Below are 19,471 nucleotides of genomic sequence, written 5' to 3'. Positions count from 1 at the left end.
CTAAAGTGGAATACAGAGATTGATATTGAGAAAAGTCAGTATCGGTCTCATCTCTTCCTTTTTCGTATGATTCGCCCCTAAAACGACACAATTCAGGTTACTTACATAGGTACTGTTAAAAAAATTATCAGAATATTCCTCTGAGAACTTTTGATACCAGTAGGTAGAATCTGTACCAAATCGGTTGGTGGTCAGGTAGGGAGCAATTAACTGATTATGATAAGTTTTTGAAGGCAGTTCATTAACAGTACCGTTAGGTTTAAAAAGGGTAACCAAAAGACTGTCACCCTCAAGTCGATAATTCGGAATACTTTGTCCGGAGTTTAGCCTAAAGGATAAGTTGCCGCTTCGTACTACCAGAAATCTGTTGAAATCTAATTGAATCAAAGAAGGGTTATCTAATGGCAGTAACTCCATTGTTTTAGCCCTTTCTTTGGTGGTTTCGCTTTTTATTGGAGAAATAATCACTTTTTCTTTTATAACCACCTGTGCACGTAGGTCTGATAGAATTATTAAAGCAACAAAAACTGTAAGTATGTACCTCATTCCCCTAAAAATTTAACGTATTTCTCGTAAAGAGAGATGTAACAGTGATTTGTTACAATTTTCTTTTGAATACAGATAAGAAACGACTCACAAGAGCTCAGCACATGCTATATATAGATAAGCGGTATTTTTGATTGTATAGCAAAAAAGCAGCCCAACGAACTTGGGCTGCTTAATCCAAAAAACTTTAGCTTCGGGAATTAAATCTACCCCACCCGAAACTTCAATTCATCAATTTTTGACAAAATCTCATCCCGGTTCATTTCTCTGTACCGTTCAGGTAGCAATTCCTTAGAGGTACACTCAATCACCGCACTCAGGGTCTGAAGCTCCACTTCCTCCGGATAGGTTGGCGGAAGGAAATCGGCCAGAGCTGCATCCAGAATTTCGGGTGTCACTTTCTTCTTGCCTTCGGCAGCGGCACGGAACTTGGCCCTGGTTAAAGCCGCCTCCATATCCGCTCCTGAAAAGGTTTTGAAGCCTTCTTCGATTACGGCGGGAATGTATACTTCGGTCATTTGCAGACCGGTTTTTTTGCGCATAGCTTCGAAGAGTTCTACCCGTTCTTCATTGGTATGAGGTGGGAACAGGGCAAGGTGCTCCTCCGCTCTTCCCTGTCGTTTGAGGTCAATAGGCATGAGGTCGGGTCGGGCTGTCATCAGGAACCAGACAATACGTCCGCGATTGGTGGTATCACTCATAAAGGTGGCAATCTGGGAGAATACCCGGCTGGAAACTCCGCTATCTCCGCTGGCATCACGGTCGCCAAGGTAAGCATCGGCTTCATCAATCATAACCGCTACAGGGGCCATCGCTTTAAGCAGAGAAAGGATCTTCTCCAGGTTTCCTTCAGTCACCCCCTGCCACTGGCTTCGGAAGTTCTTCAGCTTCACCATGGGGATGCCAACCTCGCTGGCAAAACAGGTTACCAAAAAGGTTTTACCGGTTCCTACCGGACCGCAAACCAAATACCCCATCGGCATCACATCCTGCCGGCCGGCTTTCAATGCTTTTACAGCCTGACGAAGATGTGATTTAACATGCTTATGACCTGCTACATTATCCAGACTATACTCGGTTTCCACAAACTCCAGCAGTCCATAAGCTTCGGCTTCAATCAGCTCTTTCTTGGTCTCAGAAAGCCCCTCAAAAGTAATCTTCTCTTTGTTTTCCCGGGCATGAGATAATACGCTGCGAATGTTCACAAAATTCAGCCCCGCCGTTTGCTGTGCAATGATGTCCGGTTTAACGGCAGAAATTTCTTTCCAATCATCATTCTTTGTCTCAAACTCAATGAACTGTTTTCGTTCTTGCTCACCCGGAATGTTGATCTTTATGTCGGTTGTGTATGGGTTTTGAACGAGAGTCTTATTCAGGTCGGCCAGATTCTCAGTTATCATCACCGTGGTAAAATCGGAAGCCAGAAACATAGGGTCATGCGCCCATCGTGATAAATACACCATGGATGTCCGGTCTTCATTCCCGATGGAAGCCGCATCGCTCATCGGCACAATGGTTTCGGCATAATCGATAATCAGCGCCACGCTTTTCTTTTGATCAAGGCGGAGGCGGAAATATTGCTCAAGCAGCGACATCACCCGTACAGGGTCCTTCGGCATCTTCTTGGCAAATTCGGTGCCCACCAGGCTATCCCGCCCGGCTATGGCCTGATTGAAATCGGCCTGCGATTCCTTGTCCCGAAAATAAATACCGGATGCACGATCGTAGAAGATCACGAAATCACGTGCCCCGAAAAATTCATCCGATAGAAACGATTTCAGTCGATTAAACTCGGTTCCCTCATCTGTTTTCAGTGGTACCAAATCGTGCACATTACCATGCAGTATAAACTGGTTGATGGTTCTGCTCAGATATTTCCGGGCAAATTCCTGCGACCATTTTGGGTAGTGATCAAACATATTCTTTAAGTTTCAAAGTGAATAAGTAACAAAGTTACATAGTGCAAAGCTTCTTTGTGTCTATGTAACTTTGTTACTCAATTAAAATGAGCTTAACCGTTTCAATGCGGCTGGGTGTGGCTTTACTGATAATGAATTTTTTGCCCTCAATCACCACTTCCTCATTTACTTTTGGAATACGCCCTAAATGATTGATAATGAATCCCGCTACGGTATCATACTCAGAAGGTTCCAGCGGAAGTTCAATTTCTTCAAATTTTTCCATCAGCTCATGAATTTCCACATTCCCGCTTACCACATAGGTGTTTTCGGAAAGTTTCTTCATGATTTCATCCTCCACATCATACTCGTCCTGAATATCCCCCACTACCTCTTCCAGCAAGTCCTCGATGGTTACCATACCGGCGGTTCCTCCGTATTCATCCAAAACAATAGCCACCGACATATTTGACTGGCGGAACTCAGTAAGCAGATCCTTCGATTTCTTACTCGACGGCACCAGCTTAACGGGCCTGATAATTTCGTTGAGGCTTTTCGGATTATGAAAGAAATCGTGCGCAAATACAACGCCAATCACATCGTCAATAGATTCCCGGTAAACCGGCAGTTTGGAATGACCCGATTGTATAAAAAGTGCAGTTACCTCTTCAATTGGTGTCTCTTTTTCAACCGCCTCAATCTCGATACGGGGTATCATGGAGTCTTTTACCCTTTTATTGGAAAGCTCCAGGACATTGTGCAGTATCTCGGAGTCATCCTCGTCAATATCTTCACTCCCCCCGCTGTCCCTCAGTTCCTTAAAAATCATTTCCACATCCTGCCGGCGGTAATAGCTTTCCACCACCTCGGCATCGCTCACCAGCCATCGGATCAGGATATTGGATGAGCCTTTCGAAATCTCAATGAGCGGGCGAAACAAGTAATACGCAAAGCGAAGCGGGATGGAGATTATGGCAATCATATTATCGGCCAGTGCCCGGAAAATGGCCTTTGGTAAAATCTCGCCGAACAACATAATAACCACAGATGCGATGATGGTCTGAATTATCAAGACCTGAATTTCGGAAGGAACCACACCAAACCAGGCTTCTCCATATACCTGAATCGGCTCTACTAGAAAGATGGCCATGAACGTAGCATAAAGTACATTCACAATGTTATTCCCTACCAGCGTTGTAGTCAGAAAAGTCTCCGGCTTTCGGGTAAAAAACTCTATGGAATTGGAAAGAAAGTTATTCTTCCGTGAGGCCACTTCCAGCTTAAGCTTATTGGCCGTAACAAAGGCGATTTCCGATCCTGAGAAAAAGCCACTTAAAAGTACGGTTATGACAATCAGGGCAAACTCAATCATAGCTTACCCCTGTTTTTATTAGGTGTGAAGAGAAAAAGAAATGTGCTACCCGATGGAGGTTCGTCTTTCATTCAACAATCAGTTCGTTTCTATTTACCGGAGAAGTTAGGTTTTCTCTTTTCAAGAAAAGCGCCGGTACCTTCCTTAAAATCAGTCGTACCACATAATTCTCCAAACAGCCGGGCTTCTGTTTCAAAACCTTGGCCGGAACCAGCTCCCTGAACGGCCTGAATAGCGTTTTTAATGGCTAAAGGCCCCTGTTTCATGATTTTGCTCAGCATCGATTTGGCCTCATCAACGGCGGAATGTTCGGTAACCTGATTTACCAGACCAATGTTAAAAGCTTCATCCGCTTTTACCTGTCGGCCGGTCATAATCAGTTCCAGTGCTTTTCCGCGACCCACAAGCTGAGTCAGTCGTTGTGTACCACCATAACCGGGAATCAATCCCAGGCTAACTTCCGGCAAACCAAAGGCGGCTTTCTCAAACGCAATTCTCAGATGACAAGCCATCGCCAGTTCACATCCGCCCCCAAGAGCATATCCGTTTACAGCTGCGATCACCGGAATAGTCAGGTCTTCGATCTTTTGAAAAATATCCTGACCTTTTTTAGATACTTTTTCTCCGGAAACCGGATCCAGAGCACTTAATTCTTTGATATCAGCACCGGCTACAAAAGCCTTTTCTCCTGCCCCGGTAATCACCAGCGACTTCACCTGATAATTCTCTTTGATGGCATCAATGGCTTCATCGAGCTCATCCAACACCTGATTGTTCAGAGCGTTGAGTTTGTCGGGGCGGTTAATGGTAAGCGTACAAATGCCTGATTCATCGACTTCAACAAGAAGCGTTTCGTAAACCTGGTCCATATTTTATTCTTTGACTTTCTTAGCGGGTTTTATTTCCGTTTGTACCTCATCTGAGAGTTCATCCAAAATGGAATCAAAATCCAGATCGTTCTCCCATTCGGTAGTGTACTCGGGTAAAATATCCTGATCTAAGTCGTCAATCAATTGTGAAGTTTCCTCCACTTCGGTGAGCAGGTTATCAAGCTGGAAGCCAATTTCTTCCGGGTTACTCATGGTCATAGACTGCTCATAGATATACCTGACGGCATCTTCGATGGTTTCCAGATGCGTTTCACACACCAGGTATTTCTCTTTGGCCACGTTAAATTTCTTGAGTCGCTTTTGCATGATAGCAACACGGCGGGCTTTTGTGCGCTTGAGCTTCTCCGATTCCAGTGTCTTGATTTCCTCAATTTGCCGTATTACTTCTTCTTTCAGGCTGCTCTCCAGAGACGTATTCAGATATACTTCATACCGTTTAATCAAATCAAGCAGAGTCAGGTAATTTCCGAGCAGCTCATCAATCTTCTTTCCGATGTTATCCAGCAAACCCTGCGAACTATACGGTAACTTCTCAAAGTTTTCCTGCACCAGTTTAGCCAGGTGCTTCAGTACCAGAAATCGTTTTTGCGACTTATTGTCCAGCGACTGAAACAGCTCTTTTTCGTTATTGGCTGCATGGCGCTCTTTGATCTTCTTCAGCTCCAGCTTTTTACGGAAGCGGGGCAGTTTAGGGACAATTCCCAGGTACATGAGTTCCAGGCCGAACACAGAAGTGAGTAAAAGGCTGGAAAAATCTCCCAGGCCGGTCATAAAAAAAGCCGTAAGTGTGGAAACCAGCAGCACCCCTAAGTTAATGGGGTTCATGAAGGCTTCCCGGGTATAATTGATATTCAGTTCGTCACTCATGATTCAGGTTCTGATGAATTATCTTTGCTATCTGAAGACGGCTTTTTGTTACCAATGGTTTTCTCGGTACGGATTTCATCGGCATGTTTTTCGATCTCATTATAGAGCATGCCCATTTCGGCCTTCACTTGCTTCAGGGTCTGCTTGGCTTTCTGCTTCTTCAGCTCTTCGTCAAGCTCTTCTTTCTTGATTTTACTGCCGGCTGTGGTGTCTTCATCTTCCAGGCTGTCCATGGCAACATCAAGGCGGGCTTCCACATTGGTGACTTTCTCACGTACTTTACCAAGAAACTCATCTACGGTTTCCAGCAGATTATCGGCATTCATATTGTTGACGGCCTGAGATATCTTCCCTTTCTGCTCGGCTCGTTTCAGCCGTTGTTTCGCCTCTTTAATACGCCGATAATGCTCTTTGTATTCTTCTTTGAGGCGTTCCCGTTCTTGTTCGCTTTTGCTGCTCATGGCGATTTCCTATAACTATGAACTGCTTTTTTCTTTGTTGCCCACCGTTTTGGAGCTGTCTTTTTCCTTGGCCGGTTCTTCTTCATCCATATTGATGGACCCACTCTTCTCGCCCATTTCCATCTTAAACTGTTCTACTAAGGACTTGGCACGCAGTTTTTCAGCATTCGCTTCGATTTCCATAGTTTCGGTATCAATACTATCGAGTGCGATTTCCATACGGGCTTCGTTCTTGGCCGACTGCTCGTTGATTCGGTTAATCATCTCATCATGGGTAGCATCAATTCCGCCCACTTCAAACTGTTCCAGCGTATCCGCAATCTTGGCTTGCCATTCGGAGCGCTCGCTTGCCCGCAATGCTTCTTTGGCTTCCTGAATCTTGCGATCTTTTTCACGCATGAATACTTTTTTCACCTTAATCGCTTTCTCGTAGGCTTTCTCAGCAAAAGCAAGCTGATCTTTGGTGTGTGCATAATTTTCTTTTGCTTTCTCTAACTGAAGCGCATACCCCTCGGCAATATCATCACGATCGGCCTGGATTGCAGACTTCACTTTTGCCGTCAAATCCTGAATCGCCTTTTCGTTACGATTCATTTCTTTTTGGAGCATCAGCAGGTTGGCTTTTACCGTTGCTATATTTTCGTTCATCTGGGGAATTTGATCATTCAGATCCCGGATGTTTTGCTCAAGGATGAGTTTTGGGTCTTCCATTGAGCTTATTAAGCCACCAAACATGGATTTGATTGCGCGGATAAATCGTTGAAACATAGTACTTTCCTTTATTTTTGAATGCCCTGTTAAACTACAAACTAAATTAACCGATTATTAGTGTATTTCAAGCAGTTAAAGCTCAAATGCCCTGCTGCCTTTTTTGTCTATTGTATGACTCACCAAATGCACTGCTTCGGGTTTAGTTTCGGCAATAGTAACTGCCCCGAATAATTGCTCGCTTGCAGCGTCTATTGCTGATGGCTTGTTCGTAAGTCCGGTCAAAATTGTTTCACCTTTTGAGATTTTGTCTCCAACTTTCTTTTGAAGCACAATTCCGGCCTGTGGATCTACGTCATCTTCTTTGGTTTTACGGCCGGCACCGAGTTCTACCGAAGCCATCCCTATTTCAAAGGAATCCATAGCTGATACATAGCCCTCCTGTTTCGCCTTAATCTCAAACTCGAATTGGGCTTTGGGGTATTTTTGGGGTGATTTAATCATTTCCACATCACCATGCTGTTCTTCTACAATATCCAGCCATTTTTGAAAGGCCGTTCCGTTTTCAATTTGCTCTTTACTGAGCTCAATTCCTTCAGAAACATCCCCGGCTTTCCCACCGAGGTAAATCATAGTTCCCGCAAGTAAATGGGTAATTTCCATGATATCATCCGGGCCGTTGCCATGCATAGCGTCAATACATTCTTCCACTTCCAGCCAGTTGCCAATTTTATATCCCAGCGGCTGATTCATATTCGTCACATAAGCGATGGTTTCCTTTTCAAACTGAGTGCCAATTCCAACCAATGCTTCCCCAAGCTTGATAGCCTCTTCGGTTGTTTTCATAAAAGCGCCGGAACCTACTTTCACATCCAATACCAGAGCGTCGATTCCTTCAGCAAGTTTCTTACTCATAATGCTCCCTGCAATCAGTGGAATAGATTCTACGGTTGCCGTTACATCACGAAGAGCATACAATCTCTTATCAGCCGGAGCTATTTCTTTGGTTTGGCCGGCCAGTACCAAGTCGTGCTTCCCGATAATTTCTTTGTACCGGGCAAGATCCATATCCACTGTAAAGCCGGGTATAGACTCCAGCTTGTCCAAAGTTCCACCTGTATGCCCAAGTCCTCGACCCGATATCATAGGCACAGGAACTCCGGCGGCAGCTACAATGGGAGCTAAAATGAGTGAAAGTTTATCACCAACCCCACCGGTGGAATGCTTGTCTACCTTCTTTCCCGAAACATGAGAAAGGTCTACGATTTCCCCGGAATGCAACATGGCTTCGGTAAAAGCAGCTGATTCCTCGTCGTTCATCCCTTTTAAAAAAGCCGCCATCAGAAAGGCACTTATCTGATAATCGGGAATCTTATCAGCCGTATACAATTTAATGAGATGCTGAATCTCCTCTTTCTCGAGGGTTTTTCCATCCCGTTTTTTGCGAATAAGTGAAACTATATTGTATTTTGAATCCATATCGCAGTATAGGCTTAATCAAACTTTTTTTCTCACTCAATCAGCATTTTTTGATACACGTTTCAGCCGACCAAAATCTGTATAAAATCAAGGAGCTCATCCCACCCCAAACAGAGCTCTCTCTGTACGACCCTTCAAAGGGAATTCCGGATCTTACACAGGCTGATGCTATGCTGTTAAGAACCGTAACCCATTTAACGGCAGAAACTTTCCCGAATCCTCCATCCGGGCTGAAATTTATCGGGACTGGATCCTCGGGTACCGACCATCTGGATAATGAACACCTTGAACAAAAGGGAATTACCCTGGCCAGCTCCAATGGGTGTAATGCCCGGGCGGTAGCCGAATACGTGCTGACAGCCATACTACTTTGGAGAGAAGCAAAGCAACCTGATCAGGCCTTTGGGAAAGTCGGGGTGATTGGTGTCGGAAAAGCCGGGTCAGCGGTTACCAAGCTGCTTTCCGGGTTCGAAATTGACTGTGTGATTTATGATCCGCCCCGGCAGGAAAGAGATCCTGATTTTAATTCTGCTTCTCTGGATGAAGTTTTGGGTTGTGATATTCTCACCTTTCATATACCCCTCAGTAGAAAAGGACCTCATGCTACCTACCACTGGCTAGACGAAGAGAAGTTAGCCGGCAGGTCTTACGATTTAATAATCAACGCTGCGCGTGGCGGAGTTATAGATGAGCTTGCCCTCATGAAATATTATGTGGAAGGGAAAATAGGTGACTATATTCTGGATGTGTGGGAAAGAGAACCCGACTTTAATACCGAAGTTGCCAAACATGCCTTTATTGCTACGCCGCATATAGCCGGATATTCTGAGCAGGCAAAAGTAAATGCCACCAAAATGATCTGTGATCAGCTGGCTGATTTTTTTGAGCTGGGCGCCGGTTCAGCTGATTATGAAATACCGGAACGGATTGAAGACCTGGCACACATTCAATACGACCTAACCAAGTTAATTACCCGCCTAAACCCCATTCTGGGTTATGATAAGGCTTTAAGGGATTTATCAGGCCGGCCGGATAAAGGAGTTCTTTTTCGGAATCTGAGGAATGAGTGGCCGCTTCGGTATGAGTATGCATCTCTCAAAATTCGTAAAGAGTTACTTAGGGAGTTCAAAGAAATTCATATGTTAGGGGTTCACCCCATTTAAATGACTCCAAATGGTGTTTATATGCGGCCATGTACCAGCAAAACACTTCTTCTTTCCCTTTTATGGATATCCTTTACAGGATTAGAGGTTCTTTCAGGACAGCCTGTACAATATTCGGTTGAAGATTCTGTGATAGCTAAGGTAGCTGATAATTTTTACGGTATTCAATACCACTCCAACACCTACGACTCTCCCATACTTCAGGAAAAATTATCTGAAATTCCCATTAAAAAAGTCCGTATTTGGGCAAGGCCTAATCAGGTCCGGCCAAACCTCGAAGAATGGGACTGGTCGGGGCTGGATTCCAAAATAGATGAAGTTGTCAATGCCGGATATGAGCCCATATTGTGCATTTTTCAAGCTGAAGACTGGTACACCGGCACCCCTGAAAATCCCTGGTGGAATGATTCGACAGCGGTAGAACAATGGCTTACACTATCTGAGGATCTCGCGGTCCGTTATGCTGAAAAGGTTGAATATATTATCCTGTTCGATGAGCTGAACTACCTGCATCCGGACAACCCCTATTATATCTCCTTTTCCCAAGCTGCGGATTTATATATCCAAACAGCTGCTAAAATTAAAGCTGCAGATTCAAGCTATAAAGTTGGCGGGCCTTCCGGGTTCAACGGATGGGAAAACGGGCATTGGGCTAACTACGTGTTCAATCAAACCGAACACGACACCTTACTCGACTTCATATCCTCAAATATTTTTCTTTCCTGGGATAAAGATGATTCCGACCAATCCATCATCAACAAAACCATTTGGTATGAAGAAGCTCCGCTTAAAATAAGAGGAATGCTGAACTCAGCACAAGACCCCGAACTGATATTGGATGCATATAACGCATCGGCCCTGTGGACCATTGATGGAACCAAAAACGGTGAGTTATGGACCGACCCCAGAAATGTGAATGCTTTCGGTGGAGTGTATCAGGCTCTTGCCCAACTTCACAGTGCAAAAGGTGGTTTTGACATCGCATTGAAATGGGAGACCATTGGCGGATATGGCATCTTCGACTGGTACCCCAACTTTAACGAACTTCCCACCTACTACAGCTGGGAGCTTATGGCCAAGCGCGGTGCCCTCAAACCCGGATCAAAGCTAATCAAAATTACAACTACTGAAACTCCCATTCAGGATTTACCCCACCACTCAGGTATGAATATAAATGGCTATCAGGTGCAACCATTTGCGGTACGGAATTCCAATGGTGACATCTCTGTAATTCTGATCAACAAAACCGATAGCCTCCATGATGCTAAAGTCTCTGCTCCGGGCAACATGCAAAGCTATCAGTACTATCAATTCCACCAATCCAGAATACAAAATGCTATTGTACCAATAGACTCGGGAAAAGCAGATAGCGACTTACTTCTGGAGCTCCAACCCTTAAGCGTCAACATAATCAGTTATTCCAGGAACAGATTGGTTACAACTACTGAAAGAGAAACATTTAGCTCTGAACCCGATCATTTTACTCTTTTACAGAACTATCCCAACCCTTTTAACCCGACTACTTCCATTGCCTTCAGGCTTTCCGAAGCAGGTTATGTTGAACTCATCGTTTATAATGCACGCGGACAAAAAGTGAAGGAATATTATGGAAAACGGCTGGCTGCAGGAGAACATTCTTTGTTGTTTGACGGAAGCAACCTTTCATCCGGTATTTATTTCTATCAACTTAGTGTTGGCGGGCAATCCAAAGTCAGGAAGTTGGCATTGATTAAATAGAGCTCACCTGCATTCTCAAACTATCAGTAGTATTTTTTCGGAAATTGTTGCATAATCGGATTACCGATTCTTACAAAACCATGTAAGCCGATGAATAACAAGATCTGGCTATCTATATTTATCTGTCTGCTATTTCAGGGATGCAAAACCTGGCACACCCTGGAATATGAGACTATTAATCAGCCCATTCAGGTTGGTCCGCACGCAGCTATTACCAATGTCGATACCTTGGGAGTCATAAGTGGTTATTACCTGTTCCATTCCGAAGATGCTGTTTATTCAGAAGCTGAAAACATTGGCATAACTTTAGGCGGTGATGAGTATATCGAAGAGAATATTTCCTCTACTATATACCGTTCACTCGATGATAACCCCGATCACTTTATTGCCAACGGTGTTTTTCAGGTAGAAGTGGAACAGGGCATGACTTTTTGGGGATTTCTGAGAACAGTTATTGCCAGTTCTATAACAGGTGAGGAATCAACCGGCGGGGAGTTTGCAACGCAAACGATTCGTCATTCCGGAGTTGTATACAAGATAAAACCAAAATCATCCCTGGATGAAAACAAGTAGCTATAAAGCCGTTTCTTTGATAGTGCTTTTGCACACCGTGGTTCTGATATCCGGGTGTTCGGTAGGGGCAAAAATCGCAGTTAGTGCTTTTGATGTTCAGTACCCTGTTTCCCAAACCAGCAGTTTTTACGATAGCCAGAATCAGCTTAAAACTGAGGCAGACTATGAACCGGTAAAAGACTTCAACTTTACATTCACAAAATGGGGTGTATCCTCCATGATCGAGATCAGGAACAGTGAAGATATTTCCAACCGGCTCAATAACATCATTGAAAAAAATGGAGGGGATGCTATTGTTGACCTTCAAATTTCAGTCAACAATCCTGCCGGTAAAAACGGATTGCTTTGGTTTACAAAACGCTTACTACCACAGCTTCTGTGCTTTTTACTTTTCTGGCAATAGCCGATCCCCAACCTGAATTTACCGCCATAGCTGTAAGTTCAACGGGAATTGCTTTATTCACTCCAGCTGCGGCAGATATTAAAGTGGCAGGAACCGTAGTCAGGATTTCCGATTCAGACCAAGGTTAAGCCGGCTTACCTATTCTCCATGCGAAAGGAACTTAATGTCAATTTCCTTCTCTTTGGTAAATACGCCACCCCAATCCGGATGATTAATCAGTTCTTTCAGCTTAACCGTTTCCCCGTTCACATCAGCTATGGGATGAACAAGACGAAGACCGTGACTATAATCCTCATAATCTTCATTGTGAACTGTTGATACCGGCTGGATAGGATCATCCACTGCATAATGCCATCCGTAAATAGCTACCCTGCCGGTTCGCTCTGCCAATCGGTTTGTAACCACTAAGTCTTTTTTGTGTCCGGCAATCAACAGTCCCCTTTTTATTTCCTCAAGCTGTTCTTCTATCATCTCATTGTGCCGGCGGTAGTAATTGTTGCTTCTCATCTGTTCTCCAGGCTCCATAGGAATGGGGTTAAGCTTTGTATGAGCCTGCGCATAAACAGAATCCACCATCACCGCTGTGGGCAGGTACATATTCGTAGCCCTGGCAACCTCCCGAGCAGAAGGCATGGAAAGCGGTACTCGGATGAAGTCATCGTTGGTGCCTATCGATATATAATCGCAGGTCACCCAGATCGTTGCGGTTTCATTTTCAGCAGTTCTGAATTGTACCGGAATCAAATCACGCTGAAATGATGGAACACTCCCTTCTAAGATCCTGCTTATAGCCTTTTTCTGACGGGTTAGATAATCGTAGGAAGCTGTTTCTTTGAGGAAGTCACTCCCGGTTATAGATTGTGAGATGGAAGGGTGAGGTAAATTCAAATCCGGTGCTTGCAACGCGTCCTGAGCACACACGGAAGTGCTTAGCATCAGCAATAAAATCAATGTGTATTTCATGGGGTAAGTCTTACATGATTAGCTATCAATATACTTCCGTGTATAAGATTTTTACAAAAAAAGAAGCTCGCCTGTTTTTTAAATATAAATCAAATGCTTAGGCTTGGCACTTCATTTTCACTCTTACAAGCCATTGCCCTTGAGACAAATAGCTACTTTAGGTTTACTTACTTTATTAATCCATCTCCCCCTGCTTTCCCAAGCCCAGACCCTTCAGGAAAAAATCGGACAGATGATTATGGTTGGGGTTGAAACCAGCCAGGAACATCAGGATTCTTTAAAATATGATATCGAACACCGAAACCTGGGCGGAGTGTTGATGTTCGCCTATAACCTCCGTTTCCCAAGCCAGATACGCAGCCAAAATTCGAGACTTCAGAGACTGGCAGACACCCCGCTTTTTTTGGCTACAGATCAGGAAGGCGGTATCGTTGCCCGACTTGATGAGCAGAACGGCTATCAACGTACTTTTTCGGCTCATAAACTGGGCACCGAGTTCAACTCGGAAGATTCTACCCGAAAACAAGCTGCACTTATGGCCGGGTGGATGAACACTGCCGGACTGAATATGAACCTCGCGCCGGTTGTGGATGTAAACGTAGATCCAAACAGTCCGGCTATTGGCGGACTGGATCGCAGTTATTCCAGTGATGAAAGTGTGGTATACCAGCATGCTTCCTGGTTTGCAGATGAATTTCATAAACAAAATATTGCCACTTCACTCAAGCATTTTCCCGGTCATGGAAGTGCTGTTTCAGATTCGCATGAAGGCTTTACCGACATCACCGATACCTGGGAAGACCGTGAACTCGACCCTTTCCGTTTCCTTATTGAAGATGGATACAGTGATGCGGTTATGACAGGGCATCTATTTAATCAGAACTGGGATGAGAATTACCCGGCTTCCCTTTCTTCTTATGCAGTCACCGATATTCTGAGAGACAGCCTTGGATTTGACGGCGTGGTGATTTCCGATGAACTTTTTATGGGTGCGGTTCAGGAAAATTATGGCATGGACGAGGCCATTGTTCAGGTGGTTAACTCGGATACGGATATTCTCCTGTTCAACACTAATTTATATAATGACAAATCCCTGCCGGCATATATCATTTCACTTATTTCAGAAAAGGTAGAGGCCGGTATTATTGATGAAGCTACCATCACCGCTTCTTACAACCGAATTATGGCTCTGAAGAATAGCCGCATCCCTACCAGCAACGAATTTGATTTTCAACCCAACGAACTTCCCGATCAGGTTGAAATTGCCAATTACCCGAACCCATTTAATCCTTCTACCACTATCCGGATTGCATTAGATCAGGCCAGTCAGGTACGGGTTCAAGTCTATAACTCTATTGGTCAGCAGGTACAAACCCTTGCACAGACACGACTCGCATCAGGAATCCATAGTTTTACTTTTGATGGTAGAAGCCTTAGTTCAGGCATGTATCTCGTAGTGGTTAGCACACCGGAAACCCGTCAGGTTCATAAAATGATGCTGATTAAATAAGCAGATAAAAAAAGTCCACCAAGCTTTCGCCGACGGACTGAAATACCTGTCAAATGTGGTTTGATTAATCAAACTCGATTACATCGGCTGTGATGGTAACTTTTGCTTTGGTGTACAGAACCAGGTTGGTCGTAGCGGCATCATATTGAATGTTTACCAAAGCGAGTTTTCTGCCTTCAACCGGAGAATTCGCCGCTTCAAAGTTTGCCCACAGATCCTCACGGGCATCTTTATATAGCATTTTTCCATCTCCTAATGGGATAAGTCCAATAGCATTTGTTGCCATACCCCAGGAATAGCTAGCCCCGAGAATATAGGACGATTCGGAAGAGCCGTTTATGTTTTTGGCAACGATGGAGTAGTTTCCTTCGCTCAATTCAACTTGTGTGTTATTACTCGCTACAAACATCCCTGAGTTACCACACCCGGTTAATATTAACACAGAGCCAAGCAGTATAATTAATGTATATGATTTCATCTTGATGGGTTTATAAATTAGAGTTCAGTTTCTAAGAAAGCCAGTTGATCTAACACTTACCCCAAAAAGTTAAAGAGTGATTAAATCATTCCTTCTCTCCTGACTGCTTCCACGGATTATTACCGATTAAGTTCAGGCCTATTTAAAATTAGATACGTAACTATTTATAACTGGATACTTACAGCAAGAAAAGCAAAAGAATAAGCAACAGGGCTGTAATATTGGAGAAAGCAGTTCGGATAACATTCCATTTCACCCACTTTTCTTCAAAATCAGTTCGGGCGGTTTGCAGTTCATCATCAACCATATCATCTACATCTAGTGTCTGCAAAACATCATTCAATGGAATATTAATCCGCACGGTTGGTAACTGAACGCCTAGAAAATAGGTAAGAATGGCAAGAGACATAAATACCCAACCTGTAGTATCTAACTCCCCTACTCCCAAAACGGCCGTTACAACCAAAGCAATGATTGAACCTACCCAGAAGATCATAAACAGTGCCTGACCGTTTTGAATGACCCGGTCAATAGCCTGAAAAGCACGAATAAATTCACCGTCATTTAGGTTTTTAATTCCCGGCATTACCACGATAGAAAAAGCCATTAAAAAACCGCCAACCACTGAACAAAAAAAGGTGGCAAGAATCAGTGCAATCTGAAAAATTTCCATAGTTAGAGTCCCCGAACATGTAGATGTGTTAATTACCAATACTCGTTAAGGAATGTAGCTAAGCCCAAAACATAAATCCAGTCTGCAGGCAGGGTTAAGAAATTCTCATCCCCGGGATTCATCTCCCCGTTAACACATTATGCCACAGAGGGTTGAACCTTATTTTGAATGATAGCAACACTATTTTAGTTTTATGGATATACGTTTCGATCTAAAAATAAAACCGGAGGTTTTATGCCATTGAACAAGCTGATTGATTACCTGGATGAAAACAACAAAAAGTATATAGTTGTTAAGCACTCCCCTGTTTTCACCGCACCGGAAGTAGCCGCTTCCGCTCACATCCCCGGTAAGAATATGGCCAAAACCGTAATGGTGAAAGTGGATGGATCCATGATGATGGTCGTACTCCCCTCCACTCATAACGTTGATTTTGATTCCATCAAAGAAGCCGTTGGAGCGAATGAGGTTGAACTGGCCTCGGAGGAAGAATTTGAGGAGTTGTTTCCTGACTGTGAGCTTGGTGCCATGCCTCCATTCGGCAATCTTTATGATTTAGAAACTTTGGTTGCAGAATCTCTTACAGAGGATGAAGAAATTGCCTTTAACGCCGGAACCCATAAAGAGCTCGTAAAAATGAACTACCGTGATTTTGAAGAGCTGGTTGAACCTAAAATTCTGCCTGTTGGAATTCGGGCATAGCAAACAGTTCTGTCTATCCATACCGGTTACCAAAAATACCCGTATCGCTAATCAGGGGTATTCGTCCACGTGATGTCGTCTTTGGAAACCACCAGGTCAAAGTAATCGGAATCTGAAACCAGTGTGGAAATATCGAGGGGGCCGCCTACTTCCATCATCGGTTCTCCCCAAAGACCTACTTCCGTTGGCGTAACGCTGTACACGTGATAGACTCCGTTCGCATTTCGGGCATGTAAACCATCTTCCGAAATCTCATCGGCCGGGAATGCGATTTTGTGGAAAGTAAAACCATCAAAACTTCCGCCTCCGCCACCAAGCATCGGGGGTTTTTGGACGTAACTTTGTACCGAAGCTGAAATAGCTATTAAATCCTGCCGAACGGCATCGTTATTTAAAGAATTTGAGGCATCCCCGAAAACCGTAATGGCGATAACCGTTGCGATACCCACTAATACCGTTACCAATATTACCAGGAGTAGTTGTTGCTGTCCCATAAGCCTAACGTAGATTGATTTTGCTTCATAATATTGAAGTATGGGATATAACGGAATTAGAAATTACTCATCTAACTCTCGCTCAACGGTTTTGGTAAACAGAGGATATAATTAGAAACCTACCTTTATTCGGTACACACGTTACTTTGCCAGTAAGTATATCAATCCGTCAGATAATGTATGGCGCCAATTCAAGTGACTATGTCCGCCTTTGTATTGATTATAGTGAACATCATATCCCTTGAGCATTAGAATATCCCGGAATTGCCGGTTCATGCCTACCCGGCCCAAACCAAGATCGTATAAACCTACATCGAGATAGAACCGAACAGAATGCTCTTGAGCAAGTCTGTAATCTGTAAGTAGTTTTCCTTCGAATTCAGGATAAATAGGCCAGTTTTCATTCTCATTCAGCGTATAATAATAAGAACCCGATTGAGAGAGAACCCCGTCAATAAGATCAGGATGCTTTAAAGCAGTACGGGCTGCTGTATAACCAGCTCTGCTGGGCCCTGATATTACAACTTTAGCAGAATCAGTAATATAAAAGTTTTCACGAGCCCATGTTATTACCTCCAATGCTAAAAAATCAGCGAATTCATCACTAAGCATATCCTTAGAACGGTTTCCCTGATTTAAAACAAAAACTGATACAGTCGTTTCAATTTCATTTCTGGCAATCAGGTTATCAAGTATTGTTGGCATAGGAGTCCATCCTTTCCAAATTTCTACATTATTTTCATCACCCAAATAGTTCTGGCCATCAAGTTGGATAACTAGATTGTTCTTGAGGGCTTTGGTGTAGCCCGATGGCAGGTATACTACAAGCCTGCGTTCTTCCCCCATAAATTTGCTAAAAAGCCTTTTTTCGAGAAGCTCGCCTTTTGAAAAACCTGTTCCCTCTTTGACATATGGAGACAATGGTGCTTCCGGTCCAATAATAGCCCCATCGTGTACATGCTCCATAGATGTCCGGTAGGTGTCAGTTTCGCCTGACAACTTTTTTCTTTTAAATTCATTGATACCATAGCTGAACCACGCATCATTGGGAATACTTTGAGTACAGTAGTAATAAGAACTATCGCCAATCTTTCTGAACCTTAACCCATAAAAATCCGGGCCGCCGGATTGCATAAAATATTCCGTATCCTCACTGCCCTTGGCAAAGTAAGTAACAATAACTTCATCCGAATTCTTAGCATTTGGCTCAATGATATGCCGTTCTGAAAGCGAGTTATAAAATCTGGCTAATGTTTCTTCATCCTTCTGGTATTCAAGCCATAATTCAAAGAGAGTATCTGTAGGATATTCTTGTTGGGCTATACGTTTTACATCTTCACTTATATCTTGAGCAGTAGCAATGGTTGTTATTAGAAAAATGAGGGGTAATAATGGTAACAGTATTTTTTTCAAACCGTCTTTTGTAAAGTTGATGTTTCTTTTAATAATTTACATTTGCACGCTTACAATTGATATTACTATTTGTTTAAAAAAATTAAAGGGATGAGCCTGTAATTGTTCAAAATATTTTCATTTACCATACGGTGAAGATTTCAAAAATCAACTTTACAATATCATCCCACTTAGCAAAATAACCTCCGCAATTCTTGGCATTGAGTAATTATATTTTGTTTCTTCTTCCATCAATTTTTCATGATCAGAGACTAAATGCGCTTATTTGTTCAATTTACCCTACTCTTCGTCACCCTTCTCTTATTCAACTCCTGTTCCCTTTCAAAACTCTCTGAACTATTGGACGAAGCCACTGAAACAGAAAGGCTTAACCAAACGCTCATTTATGACTTTTTTATAAGTTATGAGCTGACCGAAAAGAATTGGAATTCACAAGCTTTGCTCAATTATGCTCCACAAATTCACGTTGGACAAGCAAAGCAAATAACCGTTGATTCTGAGATTGTAGGCCAGGAAGAGTATATCACCTACAAGTTCAATGAACAGGGAAATCTTATGCAGATTATTTACCAGGTAGACCGTGGTGGAAATGACTTTTCACGCTATTATTATGATTTATACTATCAGGATGGGCGTTTGTCATATATTTACATCGGAGACAAAAGGAAAATTGAATTCACCTACAGCGAACTAAACAGGCTAACTGCCATCACCCGGAATAAAAACGAAGCCATATTTGAGTATCATTTTGAATATCAGCCGGGTCAACACAGAGCAGATATTAAACTGGAAGTTATTAAGGATGGAGAAAAGAGAGCCAGTTCACGCCCCTATTTTGTAGAATGGGATGACGAGCTGCGATTACGAGCTTTTTCTATTGATACCTATCAAACACATGACATTGTCTATTCAGAACAAGGCACACCGGTAGCCATGCAATTTGATGCAACAAAACAATCTGATGTAGACCTGAGTTGGGAGTATATCTACGATGACAAAGGCAACTGGATAGAAAAAACGTTTAAAGAGAACTGGTACAAGCGGGAAATTCAGTATATAACCAGAGAATAAGAAGCCCGAACGGCGTCTGTTCTATCTGCTCTTTCTCCAGTAGAAAATCTGGCTGAATAATTCTGAAACC

20 protein-coding genes are annotated in these 19,471 nt (G+C 43.3%); 7 read left to right on the top strand and 13 right to left on the bottom strand.

The features are described 5' to 3' along the window. The 8 genes from ABFW99_RS02405 to ABFW99_RS02370 form a co-directional block, all read right to left on the bottom strand. Positions 1-486, bottom strand: coding sequence for a hypothetical protein (locus ABFW99_RS02405; protein WP_349354272.1), 486 nt, complete (start codon positions 484-486; stop codon positions 1-3). 266 nt (positions 487-752) lie between these two features. Next, positions 753-2,465 (bottom strand): ATP-binding protein, encoded by a 1,713-nt coding sequence (locus tag ABFW99_RS02400; RefSeq protein ID WP_349354273.1) that lies wholly within the window; start codon positions 2,463-2,465, stop codon positions 753-755. Between the two features lie 73 nt (positions 2,466-2,538). Continuing rightward, positions 2,539-3,816 carry a hemolysin family protein gene (locus ABFW99_RS02395; protein ID WP_349354274.1) on the bottom strand — a complete coding sequence of 426 codons (1,278 nt, stop codon included), beginning with the start codon at positions 3,814-3,816 and terminating at the stop codon, positions 2,539-2,541. Between the two features lie 89 nt (positions 3,817-3,905). Continuing rightward, on the bottom strand, positions 3,906-4,685 hold the full coding sequence (locus ABFW99_RS02390; protein ID WP_349354275.1) for an enoyl-CoA hydratase/isomerase family protein: 780 nt from the start codon (positions 4,683-4,685) through the stop codon (positions 3,906-3,908). Between the two features lie 3 nt (positions 4,686-4,688). Then, on the bottom strand, positions 4,689-5,573 hold the full coding sequence (locus ABFW99_RS02385; RefSeq protein ID WP_255134827.1) for a hypothetical protein: 885 nt from the start codon (positions 5,571-5,573) through the stop codon (positions 4,689-4,691). Next, a complete protein-coding gene (locus tag ABFW99_RS02380) occupies positions 5,570-6,034 on the bottom strand; it encodes a hypothetical protein (RefSeq protein ID WP_349354276.1) in 465 nt (154 codons plus the stop codon). The genes ABFW99_RS02385 and ABFW99_RS02380 overlap by 4 nt, the downstream gene beginning before the upstream one ends. Positions 6,035-6,049: 15 nt before the next feature. After that, a complete protein-coding gene (locus tag ABFW99_RS02375) occupies positions 6,050-6,802 on the bottom strand; it encodes a PspA/IM30 family protein (RefSeq protein ID WP_349354277.1) in 753 nt (250 codons plus the stop codon). Between the two features lie 75 nt (positions 6,803-6,877). Continuing rightward, positions 6,878-8,221: a thymidine phosphorylase gene (locus ABFW99_RS02370; protein ID WP_349354278.1), complete on the bottom strand. Its 1,344-nt coding sequence runs from the start codon at positions 8,219-8,221 to the stop codon at positions 6,878-6,880. Between the two features lie 50 nt (positions 8,222-8,271). Between ABFW99_RS02370 and ABFW99_RS02365 the strand changes: the two genes are divergently transcribed. The 4 genes from ABFW99_RS02365 (at position 8,272) to ABFW99_RS02350 (ending at position 12,097) form a co-directional block, all read left to right on the top strand. Next, positions 8,272-9,384, top strand: coding sequence for a 4-phosphoerythronate dehydrogenase (locus tag ABFW99_RS02365; RefSeq protein ID WP_349354279.1), 1,113 nt, complete (start codon positions 8,272-8,274; stop codon positions 9,382-9,384). Then, complete coding sequence (locus ABFW99_RS02360; RefSeq protein WP_440707410.1) at positions 9,385-11,121, top strand: T9SS type A sorting domain-containing protein; 1,737 nt, start codon at positions 9,385-9,387, stop codon at positions 11,119-11,121. A 90-nt stretch (positions 11,122-11,211) separates the two neighbouring features. Beyond that, positions 11,212-11,694 carry a hypothetical protein gene (locus tag ABFW99_RS02355; RefSeq protein WP_349354281.1) on the top strand — a complete coding sequence of 161 codons (483 nt, stop codon included), beginning with the start codon at positions 11,212-11,214 and terminating at the stop codon, positions 11,692-11,694. Continuing rightward, positions 11,681-12,097 carry a hypothetical protein gene (locus ABFW99_RS02350; protein ID WP_349354282.1) on the top strand — a complete coding sequence of 139 codons (417 nt, stop codon included), beginning with the start codon at positions 11,681-11,683 and terminating at the stop codon, positions 12,095-12,097. The genes ABFW99_RS02355 and ABFW99_RS02350 overlap by 14 nt, the downstream gene beginning before the upstream one ends. A gap of 138 nt (positions 12,098-12,235) precedes the next feature. Here ABFW99_RS02350 and ABFW99_RS02345 read toward each other — a convergent pair whose 3' ends face one another. Continuing rightward, entirely contained in the window at positions 12,236-13,060 is an 825-nt protein-coding gene (locus ABFW99_RS02345) for a hypothetical protein (RefSeq protein WP_349354283.1), read from the bottom strand. 139 nt (positions 13,061-13,199) lie between these two features. Here ABFW99_RS02345 and ABFW99_RS02340 point away from each other — a divergent pair, with 139 nt between their 5' ends. Continuing rightward, positions 13,200-14,570 (top strand): glycoside hydrolase family 3 N-terminal domain-containing protein, encoded by a 1,371-nt coding sequence (locus ABFW99_RS02340; RefSeq protein ID WP_349354284.1) that lies wholly within the window; start codon positions 13,200-13,202, stop codon positions 14,568-14,570. A gap of 64 nt (positions 14,571-14,634) precedes the next feature. On the opposite strand, the gene ABFW99_RS02335 is transcribed toward ABFW99_RS02340, so the two are convergent. Together ABFW99_RS02335 and ABFW99_RS02330 are read right to left on the bottom strand one after the other, a co-directional pair. Continuing rightward, positions 14,635-15,048: a DUF6567 family protein gene (locus tag ABFW99_RS02335; RefSeq protein ID WP_349354285.1), complete on the bottom strand. Its 414-nt coding sequence runs from the start codon at positions 15,046-15,048 to the stop codon at positions 14,635-14,637. A gap of 178 nt (positions 15,049-15,226) precedes the next feature. After that, positions 15,227-15,721 (bottom strand): anthrone oxygenase family protein, encoded by a 495-nt coding sequence (locus ABFW99_RS02330; RefSeq protein ID WP_349354286.1) that lies wholly within the window; start codon positions 15,719-15,721, stop codon positions 15,227-15,229. 234 nt (positions 15,722-15,955) lie between these two features. Between ABFW99_RS02330 and ABFW99_RS02325 the strand changes: the two genes are divergently transcribed. Beyond that, positions 15,956-16,423: an aminoacyl-tRNA deacylase gene (locus tag ABFW99_RS02325; protein WP_349354287.1), complete on the top strand. Its 468-nt coding sequence runs from the start codon at positions 15,956-15,958 to the stop codon at positions 16,421-16,423. Between the two features lie 47 nt (positions 16,424-16,470). Here the strand turns inward: ABFW99_RS02325 and ABFW99_RS02320 are convergent, their stop codons facing one another. Together ABFW99_RS02320 and ABFW99_RS02315 are read right to left on the bottom strand one after the other, a co-directional pair. Then, positions 16,471-16,917, bottom strand: coding sequence for a hypothetical protein (locus tag ABFW99_RS02320; RefSeq protein ID WP_349354288.1), 447 nt, complete (start codon positions 16,915-16,917; stop codon positions 16,471-16,473). 141 nt (positions 16,918-17,058) lie between these two features. Then, positions 17,059-18,330, bottom strand: coding sequence for an alpha/beta hydrolase (locus tag ABFW99_RS02315; protein WP_349354289.1), 1,272 nt, complete (start codon positions 18,328-18,330; stop codon positions 17,059-17,061). Positions 18,331-18,669: 339 nt separating this feature from the next. On the opposite strand from ABFW99_RS02315, the gene ABFW99_RS02310 reads away from it, so the two are divergent. After that, entirely contained in the window at positions 18,670-19,401 is a 732-nt protein-coding gene (locus ABFW99_RS02310; RefSeq protein WP_349354290.1) for a hypothetical protein, read from the top strand. The last annotated feature ends 70 nt before the right edge of the window (positions 19,402-19,471 follow it).

It is taken from the genome of Gracilimonas sp. BCB1 (genome assembly GCF_040117685.2).
Lineage (GTDB): Bacteria > Bacteroidota > Rhodothermia > Balneolales > Balneolaceae > Gracilimonas.
The sequence above is the reverse complement of the archived record's forward strand: the minus strand, read 5'-3'. Positions and strand labels throughout refer to the sequence as shown.

What these genes read in the sequence shown, in the direction of transcription:
- ABFW99_RS02375 (WP_349354277.1), bottom strand. Translation starts at nt 6,802, where the DNA reads ATGTTTCAACGATTTATCCGCGCAATCAAATCCATGTTTGGTGGCTTA.
- ABFW99_RS02320 (WP_349354288.1), bottom strand. Translation starts at nt 16,917, where the DNA reads ATGGGACAGCAACAACTACTCCTGGTAATATTGGTAACGGTATTAGTG.
- ABFW99_RS02345 (WP_349354283.1), bottom strand. Translation starts at nt 13,060, where the DNA reads ATGAAATACACATTGATTTTATTGCTGATGCTAAGCACTTCCGTGTGT.
- ABFW99_RS02325 (WP_349354287.1), top strand. Translation starts at nt 15,956, where the DNA reads ATGCCATTGAACAAGCTGATTGATTACCTGGATGAAAACAACAAAAAG.
- ABFW99_RS02400 (WP_349354273.1), bottom strand. Translation starts at nt 2,465, where the DNA reads ATGTTTGATCACTACCCAAAATGGTCGCAGGAATTTGCCCGGAAATAT.
- ABFW99_RS02350 (WP_349354282.1), top strand. Translation starts at nt 11,681, where the DNA reads ATGAAAACAAGTAGCTATAAAGCCGTTTCTTTGATAGTGCTTTTGCAC.
- ABFW99_RS02335 (WP_349354285.1), bottom strand. Translation starts at nt 15,048, where the DNA reads ATGAAATCATATACATTAATTATACTGCTTGGCTCTGTGTTAATATTA.
- ABFW99_RS02395 (WP_349354274.1), bottom strand. Translation starts at nt 3,816, where the DNA reads ATGATTGAGTTTGCCCTGATTGTCATAACCGTACTTTTAAGTGGCTTT.
- ABFW99_RS02385 (WP_255134827.1), bottom strand. Translation starts at nt 5,573, where the DNA reads ATGAGTGACGAACTGAATATCAATTATACCCGGGAAGCCTTCATGAAC.
- ABFW99_RS02330 (WP_349354286.1), bottom strand. Translation starts at nt 15,721, where the DNA reads ATGGAAATTTTTCAGATTGCACTGATTCTTGCCACCTTTTTTTGTTCA.
- ABFW99_RS02355 (WP_349354281.1), top strand. Translation starts at nt 11,212, where the DNA reads ATGAATAACAAGATCTGGCTATCTATATTTATCTGTCTGCTATTTCAG.
- ABFW99_RS02360 (WP_440707410.1), top strand. Translation starts at nt 9,385, where the DNA reads ATGACTCCAAATGGTGTTTATATGCGGCCATGTACCAGCAAAACACTT.
- ABFW99_RS02390 (WP_349354275.1), bottom strand. Translation starts at nt 4,685, where the DNA reads ATGGACCAGGTTTACGAAACGCTTCTTGTTGAAGTCGATGAATCAGGC.
- ABFW99_RS02370 (WP_349354278.1), bottom strand. Translation starts at nt 8,221, where the DNA reads ATGGATTCAAAATACAATATAGTTTCACTTATTCGCAAAAAACGGGAT.
- ABFW99_RS02380 (WP_349354276.1), bottom strand. Translation starts at nt 6,034, where the DNA reads ATGAGCAGCAAAAGCGAACAAGAACGGGAACGCCTCAAAGAAGAATAC.